The organism is Pseudomonas sp. G5(2012), from assembly GCF_000408945.1.
In the GTDB taxonomy this organism is placed as follows: domain Bacteria; phylum Pseudomonadota; class Gammaproteobacteria; order Pseudomonadales; family Pseudomonadaceae; genus Aquipseudomonas; species Aquipseudomonas umsongensis.
The window spans coordinates 33231-57201 of record NZ_APIO01000039.1; the positions used below are offsets into that span (position 1 = coordinate 33231).

Annotated in this window: 22 protein-coding genes; 16 read left to right on the plus strand and 6 right to left on the minus strand. The window is 60.2% G+C overall.

The features are described from left to right. Window positions 1–184 precede the first annotated feature (184 nt). The 6 genes from dusB (at window position 185) to PG5_RS12865 (ending at window position 8221) form a co-directional block, all read left to right on the plus strand. Window positions 185–1195, plus strand: coding sequence for a tRNA dihydrouridine synthase DusB (dusB, locus tag PG5_RS12840; RefSeq protein WP_020797560.1), 1011 nt, complete (start codon window positions 185–187; stop codon window positions 1193–1195). Continuing rightward, on the plus strand, window positions 1192–1512 hold the full coding sequence (gene fis, locus PG5_RS12845) for a DNA-binding transcriptional regulator Fis (protein ID WP_015093301.1): 321 nt from the start codon (window positions 1192–1194) through the stop codon (window positions 1510–1512). Before dusB ends, fis begins: the two co-directional genes overlap by 4 nt. A gap of 81 nt (window positions 1513–1593) precedes the next feature. Continuing rightward, the gene (purH, locus tag PG5_RS12850; RefSeq protein ID WP_020797561.1) at window positions 1594–3201 is read left to right on the plus strand and encodes a bifunctional phosphoribosylaminoimidazolecarboxamide formyltransferase/IMP cyclohydrolase; all 1608 of its coding nucleotides are present in this window, start codon (window positions 1594–1596) and stop codon (window positions 3199–3201) included. A 189-nt stretch (window positions 3202–3390) separates the two neighbouring features. After that, entirely contained in the window at window positions 3391–4683 is a 1293-nt protein-coding gene (gene purD / locus PG5_RS12855) for a phosphoribosylamine--glycine ligase (RefSeq protein ID WP_020797562.1), read from the plus strand. Window positions 4684–4782: 99 nt separating this feature from the next. Continuing rightward, entirely contained in the window at window positions 4783–7560 is a 2778-nt protein-coding gene (locus PG5_RS12860; protein ID WP_020797563.1) for a hybrid sensor histidine kinase/response regulator, read from the plus strand. Between the two features lie 64 nt (window positions 7561–7624). Then, on the plus strand, window positions 7625–8221 hold the full coding sequence (locus PG5_RS12865; RefSeq protein ID WP_008058841.1) for a MarC family protein: 597 nt from the start codon (window positions 7625–7627) through the stop codon (window positions 8219–8221). A gap of 26 nt (window positions 8222–8247) precedes the next feature. Here PG5_RS12865 and PG5_RS12870 read toward each other — a convergent pair whose 3' ends face one another. The 6 genes from PG5_RS12870 to cobG all read right to left on the minus strand — a co-directional run bounded on the left by PG5_RS12870 (window position 8248) and on the right by cobG (window position 14411). Then, a complete protein-coding gene (locus PG5_RS12870; RefSeq protein ID WP_020797564.1) occupies window positions 8248–8925 on the minus strand; it encodes a hypothetical protein in 678 nt (225 codons plus the stop codon). Window positions 8926–8984: 59 nt separating this feature from the next. After that, window positions 8985–9812: a hypothetical protein gene (locus PG5_RS12875; protein ID WP_020797565.1), complete on the minus strand. Its 828-nt coding sequence runs from the start codon at window positions 9810–9812 to the stop codon at window positions 8985–8987. Window positions 9813–9996: 184 nt separating this feature from the next. After that, complete coding sequence (gene cobJ / locus PG5_RS12880) at window positions 9997–11706, minus strand: precorrin-3B C(17)-methyltransferase (RefSeq protein WP_020797566.1); 1710 nt, start codon at window positions 11704–11706, stop codon at window positions 9997–9999. Further along, the gene (locus PG5_RS12885) at window positions 11706–12437 is read right to left on the minus strand and encodes a precorrin-2 C(20)-methyltransferase (RefSeq protein WP_033043996.1); all 732 of its coding nucleotides are present in this window, start codon (window positions 12435–12437) and stop codon (window positions 11706–11708) included. Before PG5_RS12885 ends, cobJ begins: the two co-directional genes overlap by 1 nt. Then, entirely contained in the window at window positions 12437–13063 is a 627-nt protein-coding gene (locus tag PG5_RS12890) for a precorrin-8X methylmutase (RefSeq protein WP_020797568.1), read from the minus strand. The genes PG5_RS12885 and PG5_RS12890 overlap by 1 nt, the downstream gene beginning before the upstream one ends. Beyond that, entirely contained in the window at window positions 13056–14411 is a 1356-nt protein-coding gene (gene cobG / locus PG5_RS12895) for a precorrin-3B synthase (protein ID WP_052024685.1), read from the minus strand. The genes PG5_RS12890 and cobG overlap by 8 nt, the downstream gene beginning before the upstream one ends. A gap of 255 nt (window positions 14412–14666) precedes the next feature. Here cobG and PG5_RS12900 point away from each other — a divergent pair, with 255 nt between their 5' ends. The 10 genes from PG5_RS12900 to PG5_RS12940 all read left to right on the plus strand — a co-directional run bounded on the left by PG5_RS12900 (window position 14667) and on the right by PG5_RS12940 (window position 23944). Next, window positions 14667–15317 (plus strand): hypothetical protein, encoded by a 651-nt coding sequence (locus tag PG5_RS12900; protein ID WP_020797571.1) that lies wholly within the window; start codon window positions 14667–14669, stop codon window positions 15315–15317. A gap of 174 nt (window positions 15318–15491) precedes the next feature. Next, window positions 15492–16703, plus strand: coding sequence for a bifunctional cobalt-precorrin-7 (C(5))-methyltransferase/cobalt-precorrin-6B (C(15))-methyltransferase (locus PG5_RS12905; protein ID WP_020797572.1), 1212 nt, complete (start codon window positions 15492–15494; stop codon window positions 16701–16703). Continuing rightward, window positions 16696–17793 (plus strand): cobalt-precorrin-5B (C(1))-methyltransferase, encoded by a 1098-nt coding sequence (locus tag PG5_RS12910; protein WP_020797573.1) that lies wholly within the window; start codon window positions 16696–16698, stop codon window positions 17791–17793. The genes PG5_RS12905 and PG5_RS12910 overlap by 8 nt, the downstream gene beginning before the upstream one ends. Then, the gene (locus tag PG5_RS12915; RefSeq protein ID WP_020797574.1) at window positions 17790–18518 is read left to right on the plus strand and encodes a cobalt-precorrin-6A reductase; all 729 of its coding nucleotides are present in this window, start codon (window positions 17790–17792) and stop codon (window positions 18516–18518) included. The genes PG5_RS12910 and PG5_RS12915 overlap by 4 nt, the downstream gene beginning before the upstream one ends. A 72-nt stretch (window positions 18519–18590) precedes the next feature. Beyond that, window positions 18591–18833: a hypothetical protein gene (locus tag PG5_RS34180; RefSeq protein WP_151143959.1), complete on the plus strand. Its 243-nt coding sequence runs from the start codon at window positions 18591–18593 to the stop codon at window positions 18831–18833. A 34-nt stretch (window positions 18834–18867) separates the two neighbouring features. Continuing rightward, window positions 18868–19266: a DUF2946 domain-containing protein gene (locus tag PG5_RS12920; RefSeq protein ID WP_020797575.1), complete on the plus strand. Its 399-nt coding sequence runs from the start codon at window positions 18868–18870 to the stop codon at window positions 19264–19266. Window positions 19267–19313: 47 nt separating this feature from the next. Beyond that, entirely contained in the window at window positions 19314–19793 is a 480-nt protein-coding gene (locus PG5_RS12925; RefSeq protein WP_020797576.1) for a copper chaperone PCu(A)C, read from the plus strand. Between the two features lie 21 nt (window positions 19794–19814). After that, window positions 19815–20273 carry a DUF2946 domain-containing protein gene (locus PG5_RS12930; RefSeq protein WP_042955367.1) on the plus strand — a complete coding sequence of 153 codons (459 nt, stop codon included), beginning with the start codon at window positions 19815–19817 and terminating at the stop codon, window positions 20271–20273. A 73-nt stretch (window positions 20274–20346) separates the two neighbouring features. Next, entirely contained in the window at window positions 20347–22464 is a 2118-nt protein-coding gene (locus PG5_RS12935) for a TonB-dependent copper receptor (protein ID WP_020797578.1), read from the plus strand. A gap of 100 nt (window positions 22465–22564) precedes the next feature. Next, on the plus strand, window positions 22565–23944 hold the full coding sequence (locus tag PG5_RS12940) for a PepSY domain-containing protein (protein WP_020797579.1): 1380 nt from the start codon (window positions 22565–22567) through the stop codon (window positions 23942–23944). The last annotated feature ends 27 nt before the right edge of the window (window positions 23945–23971 follow it).

Genomic DNA, 23971 nt, shown 5'->3' on the forward strand with positions numbered 1-23971 from the left:
ACGCTTCACTGACCGACAATTGACGACGACTTCCTGTCTTTGCCCGCCCGGACCAAACCGCTGGCAATAACAGAATAACTGTTCAGATTTTGTTCAATTCAGCCTTTATCCAGTCATCGAGAGCGGGTATCATGCCAACCCTTTTTCGAACTCTCATGATCCGGCCCCACACCAGGGAAGTCCTATGTCGGCGGTACGCATCGGTCCATATACATTACACAACGGCTTGATTCTCGCCCCGATGGCGGGCGTCACCGACCAACCCTTTCGCCAGCTGTGCAAGCGATTGGGCGCGGGGCTGGTCGTCTCGGAGATGGTCACCAGCGACATGAGTCTGTGGAACACCCGCAAGTCGCGCATGCGCATGATCCATGCAGGTGATCCCGAGCCACGCTCGGTGCAGATCGCCGGTGGTGACGCACAGATGCTGGCGGATGCCGCCCGGGCCAACGTCGAGCTGGGCGCACAGATTATTGATATCAACATGGGTTGTCCGGCCAAGAAAGTCTGCAACAAGGCAGCAGGCTCGGCACTGTTGAAAGATGAAGCATTGGTAACCGAGATCCTGCAGGCCGTGGTGGCCGCGGTCGATGTGCCGGTTACCCTGAAGATCCGGACCGGTTGGGACCGGGACAACAAGAACGGCCTGACGGTGGCGAAGATCGCTGAACAGGCAGGCATTACGGCCCTGGCGGTGCATGGACGCACCCGTGCCGACCTGTATACCGGTGAAGCCGAGTACGACACCATTGCCGCGATCAAGCAGGCGGTGTCGATGCCGGTCTTCGCCAATGGCGATATCGATTCGCCAGAAAAGGCCCGGTACGTGCTCGACGCGACGGGCGCCGATGGCCTGTTGGTAGGCCGGGCTGCCCAGGGGCGGCCATGGATTTTTCGCGAGATCGACCATTTCCTGCGTACCGGCGAGAAGCTCCCGGCGCTGGACCTGATCGAGGTGGAACGCATCCTGCTAGAGCATCTGGCTGCGCTGCACGCCTTCTATGGAGACGTGATGGGCGTACGCATTGCTCGAAAGCATGTGGGCTGGTATCTCGCAACCTTGCCGGGCGCCAGGGAGTTTCGCGCCCACTTCAATCGTTTGGATGGTACGGAAGCACAATGCGCCAACGTTCGGGAGTTCTTTGCCGGGCGTTACAAGAGCCTGACAGGGGACGGAGAGTGGGTGGCCGCATGACGATGATGACCGAGACTTTAGTGAGTGGAACAACGCCCGTGAGCGACAACGTGAATTTGAAACAGCACCTCAATACGCCAAGCGAAGAAGGCCAGACCCTTCGCGGGAGTGTCGAGAAGGCGCTGCACAATTATTTCGCCCACCTTGAGGGCGCTGCCGTCACGGATGTGTACAACCTGGTGCTCTCCGAAGTCGAGGCTCCCCTGCTCGAGTGCGTGATGAACTACGTCAAGGGCAACCAGACCAAGGCCAGCGAAATGCTCGGACTGAACCGGGGCACGCTGCGCAAGAAACTCAAGCAGTACGATTTGCTGTAAGCATTCAATCAAACCAGAAAGGCGCCCGCGTAAGACCGGTCGCCTTTTTTGCTGACTCCTTTGCTTTTGATGGAAATTGAGATGACCGACCAGACTACCCGCCTGCCGATCCGCCGCGCCTTGATCAGTGTTTCCGACAAGACCGGGATCCTCGAATTTGCCAAGGAGCTTGAAGCCCTGGGTGTCGAGATCCTTTCCACCGGCGGGACGTTCAAGCTGCTGCAGGACAACGGCGTTGCCGCAGTGGAAGTCGCGGATTACACCGGCTTCGCCGAAATGATGGACGGCCGGGTGAAAACCCTGCACCCGAAAATCCACGGCGGGATCCTCGGTCGTCGCGGTATCGACGACGCCATCATGAACGAGCACGGCATCAAGCCGATCGACCTGGTAGCGGTCAACCTGTACCCATTCGAAGCAACGATCTCCAAACCAGGTTGCGACCTGCCGACTGCCATCGAGAACATCGACATCGGCGGCCCGACCATGGTTCGTTCGGCAGCCAAGAACCACAAGGACGTGGCCATCGTGGTCAACGCCAGCGATTACGCCAGCGTCCTGGAAAACCTCAAGGCCGGCGGCCTGACCTACGCCCAGCGTTTCGACCTGATGCTCAAGGCCTTCGAACATACCGCCGCCTACGACGGCATGATCGCCAACTACATGGGCACCGTGAACCAGGCTGCTGAGACCCTCAGCACGGAAGGTCGCAGCGAATTCCCGCGCACCTTCAACAGCCAGTTCATCAAGGCCCAGGAAATGCGCTACGGCGAGAACCCGCACCAGAGCGCGGCGTTCTACGTTGAAGCCAAGCCTGCCGAAGTCGGCATCGCCACCGCGACCCAGCTGCAAGGCAAAGAGCTGTCCTACAACAACGTGGCCGATACCGATGCCGCGCTGGAATGCGTGAAGAGCTTCGTCAAGCCAGCCTGCGTGATCGTCAAGCACGCCAACCCGTGCGGCGTGGCCGTCAGCCCGGACGCCGAAGGCGGCATCCGCAAGGCTTACGACCTGGCCTACGCTACTGACACCGAATCGGCATTCGGCGGCATCATTGCCTTCAACCGCGAACTGGACGCCGAGACCGCCAAGGCCATCGTCGAGCGTCAGTTCGTCGAAGTGATCATTGCCCCGAGCGTCAGCGAAGAAGCCCGCGCCATCGTCGCCGCCAAGGCCAACGTGCGCCTGCTGGCCTGTGGCGAGTGGTCGGCCGATCGCGCTGCTGCCTGGGACTACAAGCGCGTCAACGGTGGCCTGCTGGTGCAGAGCCGCGACATCGGCATGATCAGCGCCGATGACCTGAAGGTCGTGACCAAGCGTGCGCCGACCGAACAGGAAATCCATGACCTGATCTTTGCCTGGAAAGTTGCCAAGTACGTCAAGTCCAACGCCATCGTCTACGCCAAGAACCGTCAGACCATCGGTGTCGGCGCTGGCCAGATGAGCCGTGTGAACTCTGCGCGCATTGCTGCGATCAAGGCTGAACATGCTGGCTTGCAGGTAGCTGGCTCGGTAATGGCTTCCGATGCATTTTTCCCGTTCCGCGACGGCCTGGACAATGCGGCCAAGGTCGGTATCACGGCGGTGATCCAGCCAGGTGGCTCGATGCGTGATGCTGAAGTGATTGCTGCGGCGGATGAAGCCGGCATCGCCATGGTGTTCACCGGCATGCGCCACTTCCGTCACTAATCAGACAACGGCCGCACTGAAACCGGCATCTGCTGCGTTGGAGGCTATCTTGATGATGCTCATTGCCAAAAGGCAACTCCGCTCATCAAGGTAGCCTCCGCCTTGCATCTACCGGTTTCATTGCGACCTCCTACAGCGTAAAGCGCTTTAGGTTCTAAAACAGAATTAGCGTCATCCGAGGTTTTTGAAATGAATGTTTTGATCATTGGCAGCGGTGGCCGTGAACACGCCCTAGCCTGGAAAGTCGCTCAGGATCCTCGAGTGCAGAAGGTGTTCGTGGCACCGGGCAACGCCGGTACTGCCATCGAAGCCAAATGCGAGAACGTCGCCATTGACGTACTGGCCCTTGAGCAACTGGCGGACTTTGCCGAGAAAAACGTTTCCCTGACCATCGTTGGCCCGGAAGTACCGCTGGTCGCAGGTGTTGTGGATCTGTTCCGCAGCCGCGGCCTGGACTGCTTCGGTCCGACCGCAGGCGCTGCTCAGCTTGAAGGTTCGAAAGCCTTCACAAAGGACTTCCTGGCTCGTCACAAGATCCCGACCGCCGACTACCAGAACTTCACCGAGATCGAGCCAGCCCTGGCTTATCTGCGTGAAAAAGGTGCGCCGATCGTGATCAAGGCCGATGGCCTGGCTGCCGGCAAAGGCGTGATCGTCGCCATGACCCTGGCCGAAGCCGAAGACGCCGTGCGTGACATGCTGGCAGGTAATGCCTTCGGCGACGCCGGTTCGCGCGTGGTGATCGAAGAGTTCCTCGACGGCGAGGAAGCCAGCTTCATCGTCATGGTCGACGGCAAGAACGTCCTGCCGATGGCCACCAGCCAGGACCACAAGCGCGTCGGCGACGGCGACACTGGTCCGAACACGGGCGGCATGGGTGCCTACTCCCCTGCCCCGGTTGTCACCAGCGAAGTACACAAGCGCGTCATGGACCTGGTGATCTGGCCGACCGTGCGCGGCATGGCCGAGGAAGGCAATGTCTACACCGGTTTCCTGTATGCGGGCTTGATGATCGACAAGGCCGGCAACCCGAAGGTCATCGAATTCAACTGCCGTTTCGGTGACCCGGAGACCCAACCCGTCATGCTGCGCTTGCAGTCGAGCCTGGTATTGCTGGTCGAAGCAGCCTTGGCGCAGGCGCTGGACAAGGTCGAAGCGCAATGGGATCCACGTCCGAGCGTCGGCATCGTCCTGGCCGCTGGCGGCTATCCTGGTGACTACGCCAAGGGTGTGGCCATCAATGGCCTGGATGCGGCGGCGGCACTGGACGGCAAAGTCTTTCACGCCGGTACCGCGCTCAAGGACGGTCAAGTCGTGACCGCTGGTGGCCGGGTGCTTTGCGCCACGGCCATGGGCGCCAGCGTCGATGAGGCGCAACAACAGGCTTACAAACTGGCGGCCAAAATCGATTGGGAAGGCTGTTTTTATCGTAAGGACATTGGCTACCGCGCCATTGCCCGCGAGCGCGGCGAACAGGAATAAGGCAACAATTGCGACAGGCAGGGGCTTACCCCCCTTGCCTGGCTATTCCGGCGCCGCGCATAGTTATATTCTGGCATTAACCTACGAAGGGATTTCGCCGTGCGCTGGCTCAGGATTGCCATAAGTCTAACCGTCACGTTGCTGACCTTGCTCTGCATGCTCCCGGCCCAAGCCGCGCAAGGCAGTGGTTGGGCGGTATTGCTCGACGAACAGGGTGACCTGCAGCTGAGCGACATCCGCTCCGCCCGCTACACCAACCAATTCAGCCCCATCGAACTCGACCACCTTACGGCGGCCGAGCCCGACGGTGCGCTGTGGCTGCGTTTCCGGCTCGCACCGGGCAAGCATGAACAATTGCTGCGGGTGTTCGCGCCCGATCTGTTGCACTTCAACATGTATGTGCTGGACGGCGACAAGCTGATTGACCAGTCACATACAGGCAACGAACAACCCCTGGCGGACCGTCCCTTGCCCAGCAGCGACTTCATGCTGCCGCTGCCGCAAAGCGACAAGCCCCTGGACGTCTACCTGCGACTGGTTTCCGAACACCAGTTGCGACCCTACATCACCTTGCAATCGGCGGTCATTACCGCAGCCAACCAGAACCAGACGCTGATCTATGGATTGCTACTGGGCTGCATCGGCATGCTGATCCTGCACAACCTCCTCCGCTATGCCTATACGCGTTCGACCAGCAGTGTCTGGTTGGCGGTTTGCGAAGCCTTGTTGGGGCTCAGCCTGGTGCTGTTGCTGAACCTGGCGGGACCCTGGATCCCGGACTGGCAGGCCGTGCAGACGCCCGGCGCCTACCTCGCCTTGCTGCTGACGGCCCCCAGCGGCCTGATATTCGCTTATCGCTTCTTCAAGCCCCTCGGACCGCATCCGCTGAACAAGCTGATCGTGGGCGACATCCTGTTCATCATGATCTGCAGCCTGCTGCTGCTGTTCGTCAACACGCTGCCACTGAACATCATCACCTACGCCCTGGTCGCCCTGGCGGGCCTGACCATGCTGTTTGTCAGCACCTATCACTGGCAAAAAGGCTATCGCCCGGCGCGACTGTTCGTGGCGGCCATGGTGGTGTTCAACCTGGGCACCCTGATCATCCTGCCCGCCTTGCTGGGGCTGACCCTGATCGAACCCCATGACCTGATCACCACCCTGCTGGTGTTCATCTGCATCAGTGGCCTGTTGATGAGCATCGCCCTGAGCGAACGCCAGCGCAGCATCACCGAAGCGCGTTTCAGCATCAGTCGTGACCTGGCGGCCAGCAACGCCGAGATCAATGCCAAGGCCGAGTTCCTGGCGAAAATCAGCCACGAGATCCGCACCCCGATGAATGGTGTGCTGGGCATGACCGAGTTGCTGCTGGGCACGCCACTGTCGGTCAAGCAGCGCGACTATGTGCAGACCATCCATAGCGCAGGCAACGAACTGCTGACGTTGATCAACGAAATTCTCGACATTTCCAAACTCGAGTCCGGTCAGATCGAACTGGACGATGTGCAGTTCGACCTCAACGCACTGATCGAAGACTGCCTGAGCATCTTCCGCGCCAAGGCCGAGCAGCAGAACGTCGAACTGATCAGCTTCATTCAGCCACAAGTACCGCGCGTCATCAGCGGTGATCCGACGCGCCTGCGCCAGACATTGCTGAGCCTGCTGGAAAACGCGCTGAAGAAAACCGACGAAGGCGAGATCCTGATCGTCGTCGCCCTCGACGAACGCAGCAGCCATCCACGCTTGCGCATCGCCGTGCAGGACAGCGGCGAACCGATGGACGTCGAAGAGCGCGACGCGCTGATGCAGGCTGAACTGCACAGCAAGCATTTCCTCTCTACCAACCACCTGGGCGGTAATCTGGGGCTGGTGATCGCCCGTCAGTTGATCCGCTTGATGCAAGGTGAATTCGGCATCAAGAGTGGTAACAGCCAGGGGAGTACCTTGTGGCTGACCTTGCCCCTGGACCCGGACCGACTGGAGCATCCAACCTGCGACCTCGATGGCCCCCTGCAGGGTGCACGGGTGTTGGTGGTGGATGACAACGACACCTGCCGCAAAGTGCTGGTGCAGCAATGCAGCGCCTGGGGCCTGAACGTGAGCGCGGCACCGTCGGGCAAGGAGGCATTGGCGCTGTTGCGCACCAAGGCGCACCTGCGTGACTACTTCGATGTGGTCCTGCTGGATCAGAACATGCCTGGCATGACCGGCATGCAACTGGCCGCCAAGATCAAGGAAGACCCGAGCCTGAACCATGACATCCTGCTGATCATGCTGACCGGCATCAGCAATGCGCCGAGCAAGATCATCGCGCGCAATTCGGGGATCAAACGCATCCTTGCCAAACCGGTGGCCGGCTATACGCTCAAGACGACCCTGGCCGATGAACTGACCCAGCGCAACAAAGGGCTGGCGGTGCCGCAACACCTGCCATCCGGTCCGCCTCTGCCGATCAAGGTACCCAGCGATTTCCGCATTCTGGTCGCTGAAGACAACAGCATTTCGACCAAGGTCATCCGCGGCATGCTGGGCAAGCTCAATCTGCAACCGGACACCGCCAGCAACGGCGAAGAAGCCTTGGTGGCCATGAAGGCGCATCGCTACGACCTGGTCCTGATGGATTGCGAAATGCCGATCCTCGACGGTTTTTCGGCGACCCAGCAACTGCGCGCCTGGGAAGTAGGCAATCAAAGATCCCGCACCCCGGTAGTAGCGTTGACCGCGCACATCCTCGCTGAGCATAAGGAGCGTGCACGCCAGGCTGGCATGGATGGGCATATGGCCAAACCAGTTGAGCTCTCGCAGTTGCGCGAATTGATCGAACACTGGGTTGCCCAGCGCGATCAGCAGAACCGCGCGACGACGCCTACGTCCTGAGCCGACAGACTCCACGGCGCCTGTTAGACTCCCCTCGACTTCCTCCCACCAGTGAGCCTGCCCCATGCTCCACGTGTTGTTCAGCGTTTACCTGAAGATGTTGGTGCTCTATAGCCCATTCTTCGTGTTGTCCTGCTTCATCAGCCTGACCCGCGGTTATTCGCGCAAGGAACAACGCCGACTGGCGTGGAAGGTGGCCATCGCCACGCTGGTCTCCAGCGTCCTGCTGTATCTGTTCGGACGCGTGATTTTCAGCGTATTCGGCATCACCGTGGATGCCTTCCGGATCGGCGCCGGCAGCGTGCTGTTCATCTCGGCGCTGGGGATGGCGCAAGGCAAGTCGGCGGTGCAGACCGATAATGTGCAGCAGGACGTGACCATCGTCCCCTTGACCATTCCGCTGACCGTCGGCCCCGGCACCATTGGCGCCCTGCTGGTGATGGGCGTTAGTCAGCCGCACTGGGACGATAAGCTCACGGCTATCGTCAGTATTGCCCTGGCCAGCTTCACCGTCGGCGTGGTGCTGTACCTGTCCAACCGTATCGAACGCATTCTAGGCGACCAGGGCTTGCAGATCGTCAGCCGGCTGATGGGCTTGTTCGTGTGTGCGTTGGCGGCGCAGATCATCTTTACCGGGGTGAAGGGGTATTTGGTGCCCTGATTGCACAAGGCACCTGCCAGGACCTGCTAAATCGTCAGGCTCGCGATCTCGAGATGTTCCGACTGCCGCCGTGCACCTAACCACTGCACGGTATCCGCCCTGTACTCGCCATAGATGCCTGCATTGAAACGAGCGGTGTAAAAATAGGCATTCACCGCGCCATGCAGATCACTGAAAGCAAACTCACGCCCCGTGAATAGCCTGCCGACTGATCCGCGGGTATCAAAAAAAACCGAAGCGCTGTTCAAGGACCCACGTTCATTGACCACACCAATGCACGCCCTGATGCGCTTCATCCCCTTCACATTCAGCGCTGCCTGTTGGCGGAAGATCTGCTCCAGGTTCATTTTGTCCGGCAACGCGGCGACCTTATCCAGCACTGCCAGTAAAACAGTCGCCTGCTCACTATCCAGATTGTTTTCAAAGACCGTCGCAAACGCCTCTCTCAACGAGAACGTCTTTTCGGCCATGGATGTAAACGTACCGGTCGTCACATTTTGCCGATCGTAGACCCAGCCACACTCATACAAGATACTTTTGTAAGCCTCGAACCAATCCAGGCCGTTCGGCTCGTCAGGAAATTCTTCATCGGCAGCAAGCTGAGTAAAAAGCAAAGCATCAATCACATCTTGTTTTGTGGCGAACGACAATTCTTTTGATAAAGCCAGCATGCAACATCCATTGATGTAAATCGAATAGTCCATATGTCTATATCCATCGTGCAAACCAGAGGCAAACGCCTCTGGCCAAGGCTGGCTATCTTTTACTTCCTGTGCCGCGCAAATCGTTTGCTGCGCATCTCTTTGCGCCGCAAGCCAAGGACAGACTCAATATCATCTTTTACTTCAGCATAGGCAAAAGGATTAAAGGTGAGATAATTCGAACCCTGGTAAATATCAACATTAGTGACTTTGAGATCAAAGAAAAGGACCTCACCACCGAACGTATTGCTTTCATGATTAATAGACGAAAAAGAAACAATAATGAGACCATTATTCGCTTGCTCACACGGCAATATGGCCAGCTTCACACCTTTTGCTGTCACTACATCGTAATTGAATAACTTGACTGTATCAGGTTCCTTTTCCAAAGCCGTCAAGGTGGAGTCTGCCACGGCACTCAACACCGTTGCACCGGGAATGGCGGCTACTGCCGCAGCAATCCCTGCCTGGACAATGGACGTGACGACATTTTTCATCGTCCCCGAGCCAGACTGCTTTTTGTATTCCAGGCTCGCATGGATGGGAACAGAACATCCCATGTCCAACATGCAATTGATAAATGCTCGATGCCAGGCCGCAGGGTTCGGATCATTTTTAGTTTCGTGATCAGCTTCCAGCTTCGAAAAACTGATGAGGTTTTCGATAATCATCATGTTCTCGAGCGAAATACCATCGCCGTAACCGATGAGAGAATTACCTAAAACCAAAGCATCCAGTTCCTTGGTAGGACTCGACGCCGCCAAATCAGCGGAACCCACCAGACCTCTTGCACGGGGAGCGTTAACCAACAGTGCCTTGGCCCTGGCAATACGCGCCTTTCCCAAATCCGTGCAACCCTTGAGAGCGCTTGTATCTTCAAAACTTTCCATATTCAACATTCCTTTAAGTTCGTCTACAGCCCTCCTGGGCGTATTAACGAATCTAACCCACCCCCTCACCGAGCAACAAACCCAATTAAATGACCATATATGTAAAGCCGGCACCACCCCGCGAACAGACGGATTATTCGAGCGAAACGACCCGAATAATCCGACCTATATGACCGCGACTTGTCTAGTTGATATCGACCAACTTGTCACCGTAGCTACGTGGCGTGTACACCCACAACGATCCCTGAGGCCGAGCAAATACGCGAGTCGTGGATGAGCCAATCAACACCATGGTTCGCATGTCGACTTGATCCGGCGTCAATTGACCGAGTGTCGTGACCCGCAACGTCTGCCCCGGGCGCCCTACATCGCGTCCCAACACGACGGGTGTGTCAGCAGCACGATGCAGCGCGACGATTTCCAGTGCACGCCCCAACTGCCAAGGCCGGGAACGTGAGATCGGGTTATAGAAAGCCATCGCCAGGTCGGCTTGCGCCGCAAGGTCCAGGCGCTTCTCGATGATGTCCCAAGGCTTGAGGTTGTCCGAAAGCGACAGTACGCAGAAATCATGCCCCAACGGGGCGCCTGCCTGGGCAGCCGTTGCCAGCGATGCCGAAACGCCCGGAAGGATTTCCAGATCAACGTTGTGCCACGCTGGATCGCGGGACTCATGCAGAGCCTCGAGTACCGCTGCGGCCATGGCAAAGACACCGGGGTCCCCGGAAGATACGACCACTACGCAGCGACCCTGCGCCGCAAGCTCAAAGGCGTGGCGGGCACGCTGCATTTCTTCACGGTTGTCGGTGCAGTGCAGGACCTGATCCGCACGGAACGGTCCCGCCATGCGCACATAGGTTTCATAACCGAGAACGTCATTGGCGCGGGCCAGTTCCGCCTTGACCGCAGGCACCATCAGATCGGCGGCGCCGGGGCCGAGACCGATCACCGCCAGGCGACCGCGAGGACGGCCAATCGACGAGGGGTCCAAAGGCTGCTTGGCAACTGCGATGGCAACGGCCTCATCGCCAAACACGGAAACAGGCTGTTCGATGGCGTTACGCATCAGGTTACTGGCCGCGCCAACATCATCGACAAAACGTAGCGGCACACCCAGCTCAAGCGCCGCTTCACGCAGTGTTGGACTCGACATTTCACTATCGGCAGCCAGCAGGCAGGCCAACGACTGCACGGCGATTTTTGCCTGATGCAAAGCCTCGCGAACTGTACCGGGAACATCAACCACGCCAGCACCGACCGCGACCAACACGTTGCGTGGATAAATCAGCAGCTCATTGGCAGCCGGCGTACGCTCGGCATGACCGACGTGAACGGCCAGCCGCGCTTGCGGGTTTTCCGGTAACTGCGCCTGCACTAACCAAGGCGCGGCCCCTTCGATTCGCACCGACTCACCGGCGAGCAAATCGGAAACGAAGCGTTTGCCCAGCTCAAGATCACCCAAGGCATAACCGCTGGGTGGATTCAGCAGGCAGGTACCAAAACGCAATTCGCCACTGGTGGTGATCGCCGCTGAAACGTCCAGTGCCGCAGCAACCTCCCGCGCCAACACGTTCACGCCAGCCAAACCACCGAGCAGCGGCACCACGGCGCTCCCGTCTTCGGCGACGGCGAGCACGGGTGGCTCGGCCCCCTTCTCCATTAGCAACGGCGCCAGGGTGCGAATGACGATACCGGCTGCGCACAGGGCGATGATCGGCGTGTCTTGTTGATAAAGCTCACGCAATGTCGCACCGAACTCGCGGTAAGTGCGATCGGCACCGACGACGCGTTCGTCCAGGCCGTGGATCAAGGCGCCGGGGTACAGCCGTTGAATGCTGCGCGCGGTGGCGAGGCTGCCATTGCCGAGAATGACAATGGCCGGAGCTGGACGAGTCATCAGCCTTGCCACCTTTCACCGGGAACGATGATCAGCGAGAAGTACGGCGACGACATAGGCTCGACCTGATCCAGCGGCACGATCTTCTGGTTGGCCATGGTCGCACGCTCCACATACAGCGCTCGCTCGGCCAATCCGAGTTCTTCCAGCACCTGACGGACTTTCGGGAAGTTACGGCCCAGTTTCATGATCACTGCCGCATCGGCGTCAGCCAGGCGACGCTTGAGATCCTCGTGAGGCAGCACGCCGGACAGCACCGACAGGCTCTGGTTGCGATACACCAACGGCGCGCCCAGTACCGAAGCACCGCCGAGCATGGAGCAGACACCCGGCACCACTTCGGCCTCATACCGTTGCGCCAGCCGATCGTGCAGGTACATGTAGGAGCCGTAGAAAAACGGATCGCCCTCGCAGATCACTGCCACGTCACGACCCGCATCGAGATGCGCGGCCAGCTCTTCACCGGCCGCATCGTAGAAATCGCTGATCACTTGCTCGTAGGACAGTGGTGCCGGCAACGCTTCGGTGGTCACCGGGTACACCAGTGGCAACAAGGTTTGGGCGTCCTGCAAATGCGCTTCGATGATGCCGAAAGCGTTGCCCTTCTTACCCTTGGCGACGAAGTACGCCACTACCGGCGATTCGCGCAGCAGGCGCAGCGCCTTGACCGTAATCAGTTCCGGGTCACCCGGCCCCACGCCAAGGCCGATCAAACGTCCAGGTTGCTGCATCATTCGATCTCCGTGGCGAGGGCGTTGACGGCGGCGGCGGCCATGGCGCTACCGCCCAGCCGACCTTGCATGATAACGAACGGCACGCCACGACTGTCGGCGGCCAGTGCTGCCTTGGATTCGGCGGCGCCAACGAAGCCCACGGGGAAACCAAGGATCAACGCCGGTTTGGGCGCACCGGCGTCGAGCATTTCAAGCAGGTAAAACAGCGCTGTCGGCGCGTTACCGATCACCACGACACTGCCTTCCAGATGAGGACGCCACAGTTCCAGTGCCGCGGCGGAACGGGTGTTGCCCAGTTCACGCGCCAGCTGTGGAACGCTTTCATCTCGCAGGGTGCAGATGACCGGGTTGTTCGCTGGCAAACGCGCACGGGTTATGCCCTCGGACACCATCCGCGCATCACACAGAATCGGCGCGCCGGCGGCCAGCGCATCGCGCCCGGCCTTGCCCGCGCCCGTGGAAAACTGCAGGCCATCGATAGCATCGACCATGCCGCAAGCATGTATCACACGGACTGCGAGTTTTTCCAGATCGGCCGGAATGCGTTCGAGGTTGGCCTCGGCCCGGATGATCGCGAAGGAATTGCGATAGATCTCCTGACCGTCGCGGATGTAATCAAGCATCAAGGGGGCTCCGTGAGCGGGCATCGAGCAAGGCCGCGACCGCTTCAATAGTAAGATTGCGAGCGTGCAGCGCGCCGAAACCCGGCTGCGCGGCATCGCGAAAATAGAGGTCGTAGTGACCAGGGCGCGTCGCCAACAATGTGACGGGCGCCGTGTGCGCGCACGCGCAGGAGCGCGAACAGCCAGACAAGTGAACCTGCGCCTGTGCGGATTGATCACGCAGCCGTTCGGCCAGTTGCCGCGCGTCGTCCTTGGTATCCGCCAAGCCTTTGCCGCAACCGGCCGATCCGGTGCAGGCCACCAGATGGGCCAGGGTCTGATCGGCGTCGACCAGATAACCCAATGCCTGCAATTGTTGACGCAGGGCTGGTGAATCTTCATGGCGAATATTTGGCAGCAACAGGCTTTGCCAAGGGGTCAGGCGCAGGCTGGCATCTCCAAACGCCTCGGCCAGATGAGCCGCCCCCTTGAGCATCGTCGGGTCCAGTCGCCCCAGCGCAGGCACCGCGCCGACATAGACAAGGCCTTCCTGACGCTGCGGATGACTGCCGATGTGCAAACGCGCAGTTGCAGTCGAGCGCTGCCATGGCTCCATGGCAAACAAGGGCACGCGCCCGGCCAGCCGTTGCAACAGTGAATCCAGCGAATGCTCAGTCAGCAGATGTCGCATCCGCGTCTGATCCGGCCGTGCAAGTTCGAGAAACAACTCCAACACCGCCATCACCAACGCATGTCCGTCACGCAGCAATACCGCTGCCAACGGCGCATCGGTGGGGCACCCCGCCAGACCGAAGGCCAGCACAGGCTCGCCATTTCGATCAGCCGCACTCAGCCAGAGGTCATGGGGATGCTCGAGCATTGCCAAGGCTTCACCACCATCCAGTTGCACGGCGAACTTGGCCGATAACTCATGGAAGCGCGCATGGGTTTGCAAGCTGTCGAGAATGTCTCGGGCCAAGGGCCTGCTGTCGATCAGCATGTGCCGGTCAATGCCGGCGCTTGGGCTGAGCATCAGATTGCGCACATCATCGCCAGCGACGTTGACCGGCCCCAACCCGACAGCCAGCAGCCTCTCGATCAACGCGGTGGACTGCTGGCCAATTCCGCGAATTTGCAGATTGGCGCGGTTGGTCGCCTCTATCACGCCACCGGCATAGCGTTCGGCGGCATCAGCCACCGCCACGGCCTGATCTGCACGAATAGCCCCGCCGGCAAGTTTGATCCGACAAATACCGCCATCCAGCGCCTGCACGACACGCAACAAACCGGGACAGGCCGATGGGCGCAAGGGACTGGATGTCTGAGGTGAATTCACGGGGATGACCGGCAACGGGACGAAGGGGCGCATTATGCCTGCTTTGTCCGGCGGGATGAAAAAGCTCAAGTGGATTGACGACGAAGCGCGCTCGCCCAAAGGTCAACGGTCGCTCGCCTGAAGTCTGAAACGCCCACCGGCACTTGCGTTTCAAAGACAACTGCGCAGTGTATTTAACAGCCAGTAGCAGTTCTTCAAGCCAACGTTATTTTAGCCGCAGGCAGGCTGCTGTACTTTCTCCACCAGGAAGACCACTTCCTCCACTAAAATTTTATTCAAGGACTGAATATGAACAGTAGGAACTTCTCCGGCGTATTGACCGGTCCCACTCTGCTTTCAAGCATTGAGGACATATCACTTGCGGATCATGACGACCTGACCCACTGCACACAGATCGCCACCCAATCCGCCGACACGGCCTGCAGTCGCTTTGTCGATTCGACAAAGTGGCTGAATGAATATATGACGACGCTGAGTTTCCTGGGGTGGTCTGTCTTCCAGGATGCAATCTTTACCCGCACCCGTCACGATGTCTTGAGAAACGTTGCGGATTTCCTGGTCGAGAGCGCCGGGAAGATGCCCGACAGCCGACAAGGTAACGCGATGATCGACACGCTCGACGCCCTGAAACCCGACAAACCCGCGTTGCTCTCTCTGGACCAGGAGAGTCTCCGGGGTCGACACTTTCAGGTTATTCCCGTCCGCTATGACGCCAAGGGCTGTCTGGAAATAGCGGTTTTCAATCTTGAATTGGTAGCGTCTACCAATGAAAGTAACTTCCTGTACGTCGAATCGGAAAAGCGCTCCGCCACGATCATCCAGCAACGAGCCTATCTCAAACTGGATAAAAGAATACTTGGAACAAAAAGAACGCTTATTGATAAAAAGCGTCGCGAGATCAAAATGAAGAGATTCGATCTGCTAAAAAACAACCCTTAAGCGAAGCAGATTAAATCCCCATCATTTTGCAGGGCAGCCATCGCCCTTGAACGCGATTTCATCGACGACGACGGGCGAATGCAATCGACACCGCGTTATGATGCCCCACCGCGCCGGTCGAGATGGACCTGGCCGCGGAGATGATTGGGCTTTGGTCGATAGAAGAGGAATGGCATGCCCCCTTGGCTGACAGTGGTAGGCATCGGTGAAGACGGCTTCAAGGGCTTGGGCAAGAACGCTCGGCACGCCCTGCTGGGCGCTTCGCGGATCATTGGCGGCCAGCGGCAACTGGATTTGCTGCCGGTGTGTATTCGTGGTGAACGGCAAGTGTGGCCCAGCCCGTTTTCGCTGGCGCCGGTGCTGGAGCGGTACGGTGAGCCCGTTTGCGTGCTGGCCAGCGGTGACCCCATGTTCTTTGGTGTTGGCGCCAGCCTCGCTCGGCAACTACCCAGCAGTGAAATGCTGGTCTTGCCCGCGCCATCTTCTTGCTCACTTGCCGCCGCGCGGATGGGCTGGCCGTTGCAGGATGTGGTGACGCTGTCGGTGGTCGCTCGCCCCATCGCGGCGCTTAATGCTCAGTTGTCCAGTGGCGTTCGTCTGCTGGTGCTGAGCAATGACGGCCAAAGTCCCGCCGCGATCGCGGCATTGTTGCGCGAACGCGGGTTCGGGCCGAGCCGCCTGAGCGTGCTGGAACATTTGGGTGGTGAGGCCGAGCGACGCATCGACGGTGCGGCCAACGACTGGGCCGACCCGGTTGTCGCCGACCTGAACCTGATCGCCATAGAATGCATCGCCCAAGCAAACGCGCCGCGTCTGTCGCGACTGGCCGGCTTGCCGGACTCCGCCTTCAGGCACGACGGCCAACTGACCAAACGCGATGTGCGCGCCATCACACTCGCTCGACTGGCACCGGTTCCCGGTGAGCTGTTATGGGATGTCGGTGCCGGCAGCGGCTCCATTGGCATTGAATGGATGCGCGCTCATCCCGGTTGCCGGGCGCTGGCCATCGAGGCCGACGAAGGTCGGCAGCTGTTGATCGAGCACAACCGCGACGCACTCGGTGTGCCCGGCCTGCAATTGATTCGCGGCAGTGCACCGCAGGCGCTGGTGGGACTCGAGCGTCCGGACGCGGTGTTCATCGGCGGCGGCGTCACCCGCGAAGGCGTCCTCGACGCTTGCTGGGCAGCGCTCAAGCCTGGCGGCCGCCTGATTGCCAATGCGGTCACGCTGCAAAGTGAAATGACCCTGATGGCCTGGCGCGAACAGCACGGGGGCGAGGTGACGCGTATTCATATCGCCCAGGCGCAGCCCCTGGGAGACTTCGACACCTGGCGCCAGGCGTTGCCGATTACCTTGCTGGACGTGGTCAAACCCTTCGATGCGTGACGAAACCGCCGAACAACCCGCACCACTGCGCAGCGGCCTGACCACGGGCAGCTGCGCGACCGCGACCAGCCTGGCAGCGGCTCGCCTGCTGCTCGGTGGCACTTCGTCGGATGCCGTGCACATCGTGCTGCCAAAGGGTAGGCAGGTGCAGATGCGCCTGGAGTTCTGCCGCCTGATCGACGGTGGCGCCGAGGCAGGGACGATCAAGGATGCCGGAGACGATCCCGACGTAACCCACGGTGCGTTGCTCTACTCTCAGGTGTGCCTGCGCAGCGAACCGGGTATCGGTTTTAATGCCGGGCGTGGTGTTGGTACGGTCACCCGCCCGGGGCTGGTGCTGGGCGTTGGCGAGCCGGCGATCAATCCCGTACCACGCAAGATGATCAGCGATCACCTGACGCTGCTTGCCAACGAATTCGGCTACCGCGGCGGTTTCGAGGTCACGGTGAATGTCGAGAACGGTGAGGCCCTGGCGCTGAAAACCATGAACCCGCGCCTGGGCATTCTCGGCGGCCTGTCGATCCTCGGCACCAGCGGTATTGTCCGGCCGTTTTCCTGCGCGGCCTATATCGCCTCGATCCACCAGGGCATCGACGTGGCCAAGACCAACGGCTACCTGCACATCGCCGCGTGCACCGGCAACGCCAGCGAAGACACCATGCGCCGGGTCTACAACCTGCCGGAAATCGCCCTGATCGAAATGGGCGATTTCGTCGGTGCCGTGCTCAAGCACCTGCGCAAGGTTCCGGTCGAAAAACTCAGCCTGTGCGGCGGCTTCGGCAAGATCAGCAAACTGGCGGCCGGGCACATGGACCTGCACAGTCGGCATTCGAGCATCGATCTGCCGCAACTGGCCGAATGGGCCGCCGCGGTCGGCGCCGATACGGCGCTGCAGCAAGGCATCCGTGAAGCCAATACCAGTCAACAGGCCCTGGCGATGGCCAGCGCCGCCGGCATCGCCCTCGGCGATGCCGTGTGCCAACACGCCCTGGACTTTGCCCGCAGCGTGGTGCCGGCGCAGGTTCAGGTCGAAGTGTTTGCCATCGATCGCCAGGGCGGAATTGTTGGCCATGCAGGAGCTTTTCAATGAAGCGCATTCTGTTGCTGGGCGGCGTGACCGAGGCGCTGGCCATTGCCCGAACCCTCGGCCCGCAACACATCTATAGCCTGGCGGGTGTCGGTCGAGTGCCGACGGACCTGACCTGCCAGGTTCGGGTCGGCGGCTATGGCGGTGCCGAAGGGCTGGCGCAATTCATACGCGATGAAGGGATTGATCTGCTGCTCGACGCTACCCATCCCTACGCCGCCCGGATCAGTCAAAACGCCGCGACAGCGGCTCGGTTGAGCGGCATCGCCTGCTGGGCGCTGCGACGTCCGGCGTGGCAACCGCAGGCCGGCGATGACTGGCGCGAAGTCAGTGATTGGGCCGAGTTGATCGACGCGCTGAAACCCTTCCGTCGACCGCTGTTCACCCTGGGTCGCGAGCCCTTGCAACACCTGGACGAAATCCCGCCGGAGCAATTCTGGACCTTGCGCGCGCTGGACGTTTACCCCGGCAACGAACGTTGCGAAGTGATCGGTGCACGCGGACCGTTCCTGATCGACGAGGAACGCGCCTTGTTCGAACGTCGGCAGATCGACGTGCTGATCAGCAAGAACAGCGGCAGCACCGCCACTGAGCCGAAGCTGGAGGTGGCGCGCGAGCGGGGGGTACCGGTGCTGGTGTTGAAGCGGCCGGTGTTGCCGGTGGTAGAGCGCGAGTTTGAGTCGGTGGCCGAGGTGTTGCGAGCAATGACAGAACAGGTTTTTATCTGAGAATTGTGAACGCCTTAGTACGTCTTCGCGGGCAAGCCCGCTCCCACAGGTTTTCTGTCTGGAATTGATTATGTGTCCGATGCCGATAACTGTGGGAGCGGGCTTGCCCGCGATGGCGTCATTGATAGCGATGCAAAAGTTAAAGTCTACAAATCCACCAGCATTTACTTACACCCATTTAAAAGACGACTGACAAGTTTAAGTGACACTGGCATTTCGCTATTCGCAGCTATCATGATGGATATGAGAACTTCGTGCTGCGACACCACACCGCACGCGGTGTTTTTACTTATCGGCCCTGATCAGGCTAAATAGCCGCGCCTGATCGTCCACCCACCGGATTTGTCCCATGTCCCGACAACGGCTCGCAATTGCCTGGATCGCCTGCTTCGCAGTGCTGTTCAACATGCTCGCCATGCCGATGTCCGGAGCGATGGCGCAGACGGCGAAGGCGCCAGCCGAACAAGTGTTTTGGGGCAGTTTCTGCTCGTCCAGCGGCACCCGGATGGTGGCGATCTCCTTGGGAGATATCGAGCAAAAAGCCCCACAAAGCGACGATCATTCCAACATGCAACATTGCTGGTGCTGCAGCGGCTCCGCGCCATTGGTGGCGTTGCCCGGACATGAGCCACGGTTGTATTACACGCAGTTCGAAGCGAATCGAAGCCTGCCTCCCGCCGCATTCAATACCCCGACACCCCGCCAGCAATGGCCCAGCCTCAATCCCCGTGCCTCGCCTCTGGTGTGATGACATCTCGCAATTGATCTGCGTTTTGAATCACCTGGAGAACTGCCATGTTGAACAGACTTATCGTTCTGGCCGCGTTGCTGCTGCCTGCCTGCTTTGCCAATGCCCACGAATACACGCTCGGCGATCTGCAGATCGCTCATCCCTGGTCGCAGGAATTGCCGCCCAATGCGCCGACCGTCGCGGCCTATTTCGTGATCCACAACGCAGGCAAGACCGCCGACCGCCTGCTCAGTGTCGACTCGCCGATCTCGGGTGAAGCGCAATTACATGAGCATGTGATGCAAAACGACCTGATGAAAATGCAGCCGGTACCGAGCGTGGAAATCCCTGCGGGTGGCGATGTCACCTTTGCACCGATGGCCTACCACGTCATGTTGCTGGGGCTGAAAGACCGAAGCCTGCTTAGCGATGGCAAGCGCTTCCCGCTGACCCTGCACTTCGAGAAGTCCGGTGACGTGACGGTCGAAGTAGCGGTGCAGAAGCAGGCGCCCGAGGCCACGCAAAAGCACGCTCACGCTCAATAATCCGCTGAGCTGAGGCCGCCCATGCGCCCGCCAGGCACCAGGTCATCCGCCCACCGTCGTCAGCCCTTGAGACTGACGCGCGGCAGCTGGATCAGCCTGTTCGCCATGTTGATGATCTTTATCGGTCCACTGATTTCTCAGTCGATGCCGATGGATCAGCGTACCTCCATGCCCCTGGACATGAGCATGAACATGTCGATGGACATGAGCATGAACATGTCGGCGATGGATCACGCCGATCACGCCGCTCAACCGACGGCCGAGCATTGCCCGCCAGCGTCCGGGCACCACGCAATCTGGGAAAAATGCGGCTATTGCAGCCTGCTGTTCAATTGCCCGGCGCTCACCGGTGGCGTTGCATTCACAGCGTTCGATACCCCGCCCGCCAACACGTACACCCCGCCATCTCCTCGCCAGGGCCATGCCCGGCAAGCCTTCTTCCCCGGCGCCCGCACCCGCGCTCCGCCCGTCATCGCGTAAACAACCCACCTCTGGTTTCACACGGTCCTCCAGGAGCGACCGTGTCGTTTACGACTGTTCGATGGAAATTGTCATGTCCAGGTTTGCTGCTGTCCCCTGCTTGAGCACTGCCCAAGCCACCCTTGCCCTGAACGAATCCAGCCTTCGCTTCAGGCACGCCACCGCCCTCCTGTGCGGTGCCTTGCTCGCGCCTTCCGCGCTGGCCGATGAACACGCAGGTCATAGTGAAGAATTGACCCCGACGGTTATCACCGCGATTGCCCCGAACTCGCCACTGACCATCGTCACCAACCCCAGGGAGCCGCGCCAACCCGTGCCGGCCAGCGACGGGTCGGACTATCTGAAAACCATTCCGGGCTTCGCCCAGGTGCGCAATGGCGGTACCAACGGCGACCCGGTGTTGCGCGGCATGTTTGGCTCACGCCTGAACATCCTCACCAACGGCGGCATGATGCTCGGCGCGTGCCCCGGCCGAATGGACGCTCCGACCTCTTACATTTCCCCGCAAACCTACGACACACTGACCGTCATCAAAGGTCCGCAGACCGTGCTTTGGGGACCGGGGGCTTCGGCCGGCACCATCCTCTTCGACCGCGAGCCGGAAAGCTTCGGCGAACTCGGCACGCGGGTGAACGCCAGTGTGCTGGCCGGCTCCAATGGCCGTTTTGACAAGCTGGTGGACGCAGCCGCCGGCGGGCCACTGGGTTATGTGCGGGTGATCGGTAACACCGCCCAGGCCGACGACTACAAGGATGGCAACAACGACACCGTGGCATCGCGTTATGACAAGTGGAACGGCGACGTTGCGCTCGGCTGGACACCGGACGCCGATACCCTGCTGGAGTTGACCGCCGGCAAGGGTGACGGCGAGGCACGTTACGCAGGACGCGGCATGGACGGTTCGCAGTTCAAGCGCGAGAGCCTCGGCCTGCGCTTCGAGAAGTCCAACATCAGCGACGTGCTGGAACAGCTCGAGGCGCAGGTCTACTACAACTATGCCGACCACGTGATGGACAACTACACCCTGCGCACACCATCCGGCACCGGGATGATGGCCGGCCCCATGGCCTCCAATGTGGACCGGCGCACCCTCGGCGCGCGAGTCAAGGCCACCTGGCGTTGGGCCGATGTGCAGTTGGTCAGTGGCATTGATGCGCAGACCAACGAGCACCGCCAACGCAGCGCCATGGGCATCGACACCTACAAGGACCAGCCGTACACCAAGGACGCCGACTTTCACAATTACGGAGTGTTCAGCGAACTGACCTGGTACGCCGCCGAGCGTGACCGGCTCATCACCGGCGCCCGCCTGGACCGCGCTTCGGCCAAGGATTACCGGCAAACCATCGGCTCGGGGATGATGACTCGCCCCAACCCAACCGCCGACGACACGCGTGCCGATACGCTGCCCAGTGGCTTCATGCGCTACGAACACGACCTGGCCGACAGCCCGACCACACTGTATGCGGGCCTGGGCCACACCCAGCGCTTCCCGGACTACTGGGAACTGTTTTCGCCCAATTCCGGCCCCGCCGGATCGGTGAATGCCTTCGATTCGATCAAGCCCGAGAAAACCACCCAGCTCGACTTCGGCCTGCAATACAAAGCTGAAGATCTCGAAGCCTGGGCCTCGGCCTACATCGGCCAGGTGCGCGACTACATCCTGTTCAACTACACGCCAGCCATGATGGGCATGACCTCTCAAGCACAGAACATCGATGCGCGAATCATGGGTGGCGAACTGGGTGCCGCCTACCCACTCAACGAGCACTGGAAAGCCGACGCCACCCTGGCCTACGCCTGGGGCAAGAACAGCAGCGATGGCAGCGCCTTGCCACAAATGCCGCCGCTGGACGCCCGCTTCGGCTTGACCTACAGCGAAGACAACTGGAGCACCGGCGCACTGTGGAGAGTGGTTGCCGCGCAAAACCGTATCGACCAGAACAAAGGCAACGTGGTCGGCAAGGACTTCGACAAGACCCCGGGTTTTGCCGTGTTCTCGCTCAACGGTGCCTATCGGATCAACCAGCATTGGAAGGTCAGCAGCGGCGTCGACAACCTGTTCGGCAAGGCCTACGCCGAACATTTGAACCTGGCCGGCAACGCCGGTTTCGGTTACCCGGCCAATGATCCGCAAGCCATCAAGGAACCGGGGCGCACGCTCTGGACCAGGATTGATATGAGTTTCTAACAACAAAAGTCAAAAGATCGCAGGCTCCTGCAGGAGCTGTCGAGTGAAACGAGGCTGCGATCTTTTACAGACAATTGATTCGCCAAGCGGAGCACAACCGATGAAACAGCCCAAAGTGAATTTCTACAACCTGGCCTGGCGCTGGCACTTCTATGCCGGATTGTTCGTTGCGCCATTCATGGTGATGCTGGCCCTGACCGGCACCATTTACCTGTTCAAACCGCAACTCGACTCACTGATGTACAGCAGCCTGCTCAACGTCCCTGCCGGACACCACACGGTGCCGGCCGATGACCTGCTCAACCGGGTCAAGGCCGCCTATCCACAAGGCACGATCAAACAATACCTGCCGCCGGTAACCCCCCAGCGCAGTGCCCAGTTTGTCGTGCTCAACGGTGGTAACGAGCTGAATGTGTTCGTCGACCCGTATCACGGTGACATTCTCGGCGAGCAAGATGCCAAGAAGAACCTGCAGGCGGTCGCGCGAGCGATTCACGGCGAACTGATGATCGGCACCGTGGGTGACCGACTGGTGGAACTGGCCGCTGGTTGGGGGGTGGTGCTGGTGGTTTCCGGGGTGTTTCTGTGGTGGCCCCGTGGTCAGGCCGCAGGCATTCTCTGGCCTCGCCTGAACAGTCGAGGCCGGGTGTTGTGGCGTGACCTGCATGCCGTCACCGGCTTCTGGGGCGCCTCGTTGTTGCTGGTGATGCTGCTCAGCGGCATGACCTGGACCGGCTTCTGGGGCCAGCAATACGCCGCCGTGTGGAATGTCTTTCCGGCGGCGATGTGGGACAACGTGCCAAAGTCCGACGTCGAAGCGCGCAGCCTCAACAGCGCCACCCGCCAGACTGTGCCGTGGGCCATGGAAAATACGCCGATGCCGATGTCCGGCGATCATGCCGAACACATGGCCCACGGCGCAGCGCCAACCGGTCCCGCCGCGCCGACCATCAGCCTGCAGGATGTGCAGAACATCGCCGTGCAACGCAAGGTCGAGCCCGGCTACAGCATCACCTTCCCGACCACGGCCACTGGCGTATTCACCATCGCTGTGTTCGCCGATGACCCACGCAATGACGCCACCCTTCACATCGATCAGTACACTGGCGACGTCCTCGCCGACGTACGCTACGAGCAATACGGCGTCGTCGCCCGCGCCACGGAAATCGGCGTGATGCTGCACGAAGGCAAGATGTTCGGCACGCTCAACCAGATCATTATCCTGCTGATCTGCCTGATGATCTTGCTCAGCGCGGTCAGCGGCGTGGTGATCTGGTGGAAACGCCGTCCGCAAGGCAAGTTCGGTGTCCCACCGCTGCGCCACGACCTGCCGAAATGGAAAACCGCGATGGTGATCATGTTCGCCCTGGCGGTGGCGTTCCCGTTGGTGGGGATCTCGCTGGTGGTGGTATGGCTGCTCGATCGGCTGCTGTTGTCGCGCCTGACCCGGCAAACTGAAACCGCCTCACCGTCATCCTGAGTCAGGCGAGATGCGCGGGGGCCCCGC

Bases quoted from the DNA above. Each gene is read 5' to 3' on its own strand.
- purD (WP_020797562.1), top strand. From the start codon at position 3,391: ATGAATGTTTTGATCATTGGCAGCGGTGGCCGTGAACACGCCCTAGCC.
- PG5_RS12930 (WP_042955367.1), top strand. From the start codon at position 19,815: ATGCGCCCGCCAGGCACCAGGTCATCCGCCCACCGTCGTCAGCCCTTG.
- PG5_RS12865 (WP_008058841.1), top strand. From the start codon at position 7,625: ATGCTCCACGTGTTGTTCAGCGTTTACCTGAAGATGTTGGTGCTCTAT.
- PG5_RS12875 (WP_020797565.1), bottom strand. From the start codon at position 9,812: ATGGAAAGTTTTGAAGATACAAGCGCTCTCAAGGGTTGCACGGATTTG.
- dusB (WP_020797560.1), top strand. From the start codon at position 185: ATGTCGGCGGTACGCATCGGTCCATATACATTACACAACGGCTTGATT.
- PG5_RS12870 (WP_020797564.1), bottom strand. From the start codon at position 8,925: ATGGACTATTCGATTTACATCAATGGATGTTGCATGCTGGCTTTATCA.
- cobG (WP_052024685.1), bottom strand. From the start codon at position 14,411: ATGCGCCCCTTCGTCCCGTTGCCGGTCATCCCCGTGAATTCACCTCAG.
- PG5_RS12890 (WP_020797568.1), bottom strand. From the start codon at position 13,063: ATGCTTGATTACATCCGCGACGGTCAGGAGATCTATCGCAATTCCTTC.
- PG5_RS12935 (WP_020797578.1), top strand. From the start codon at position 20,347: ATGTCCAGGTTTGCTGCTGTCCCCTGCTTGAGCACTGCCCAAGCCACC.
- fis (WP_015093301.1), top strand. From the start codon at position 1,192: ATGACGATGATGACCGAGACTTTAGTGAGTGGAACAACGCCCGTGAGC.
- PG5_RS12925 (WP_020797576.1), top strand. From the start codon at position 19,314: ATGTTGAACAGACTTATCGTTCTGGCCGCGTTGCTGCTGCCTGCCTGC.
- PG5_RS12905 (WP_020797572.1), top strand. From the start codon at position 15,492: ATGCCCCCTTGGCTGACAGTGGTAGGCATCGGTGAAGACGGCTTCAAG.
- PG5_RS12940 (WP_020797579.1), top strand. From the start codon at position 22,565: ATGAAACAGCCCAAAGTGAATTTCTACAACCTGGCCTGGCGCTGGCAC.
- PG5_RS12900 (WP_020797571.1), top strand. From the start codon at position 14,667: ATGAACAGTAGGAACTTCTCCGGCGTATTGACCGGTCCCACTCTGCTT.
- PG5_RS12910 (WP_020797573.1), top strand. From the start codon at position 16,696: ATGCGTGACGAAACCGCCGAACAACCCGCACCACTGCGCAGCGGCCTG.
- purH (WP_020797561.1), top strand. From the start codon at position 1,594: ATGACCGACCAGACTACCCGCCTGCCGATCCGCCGCGCCTTGATCAGT.
- PG5_RS12885 (WP_033043996.1), bottom strand. From the start codon at position 12,437: ATGCAGCAACCTGGACGTTTGATCGGCCTTGGCGTGGGGCCGGGTGAC.
- PG5_RS12920 (WP_020797575.1), top strand. From the start codon at position 18,868: ATGTCCCGACAACGGCTCGCAATTGCCTGGATCGCCTGCTTCGCAGTG.
- PG5_RS12915 (WP_020797574.1), top strand. From the start codon at position 17,790: ATGAAGCGCATTCTGTTGCTGGGCGGCGTGACCGAGGCGCTGGCCATT.
- cobJ (WP_020797566.1), bottom strand. From the start codon at position 11,706: ATGACTCGTCCAGCTCCGGCCATTGTCATTCTCGGCAATGGCAGCCTC.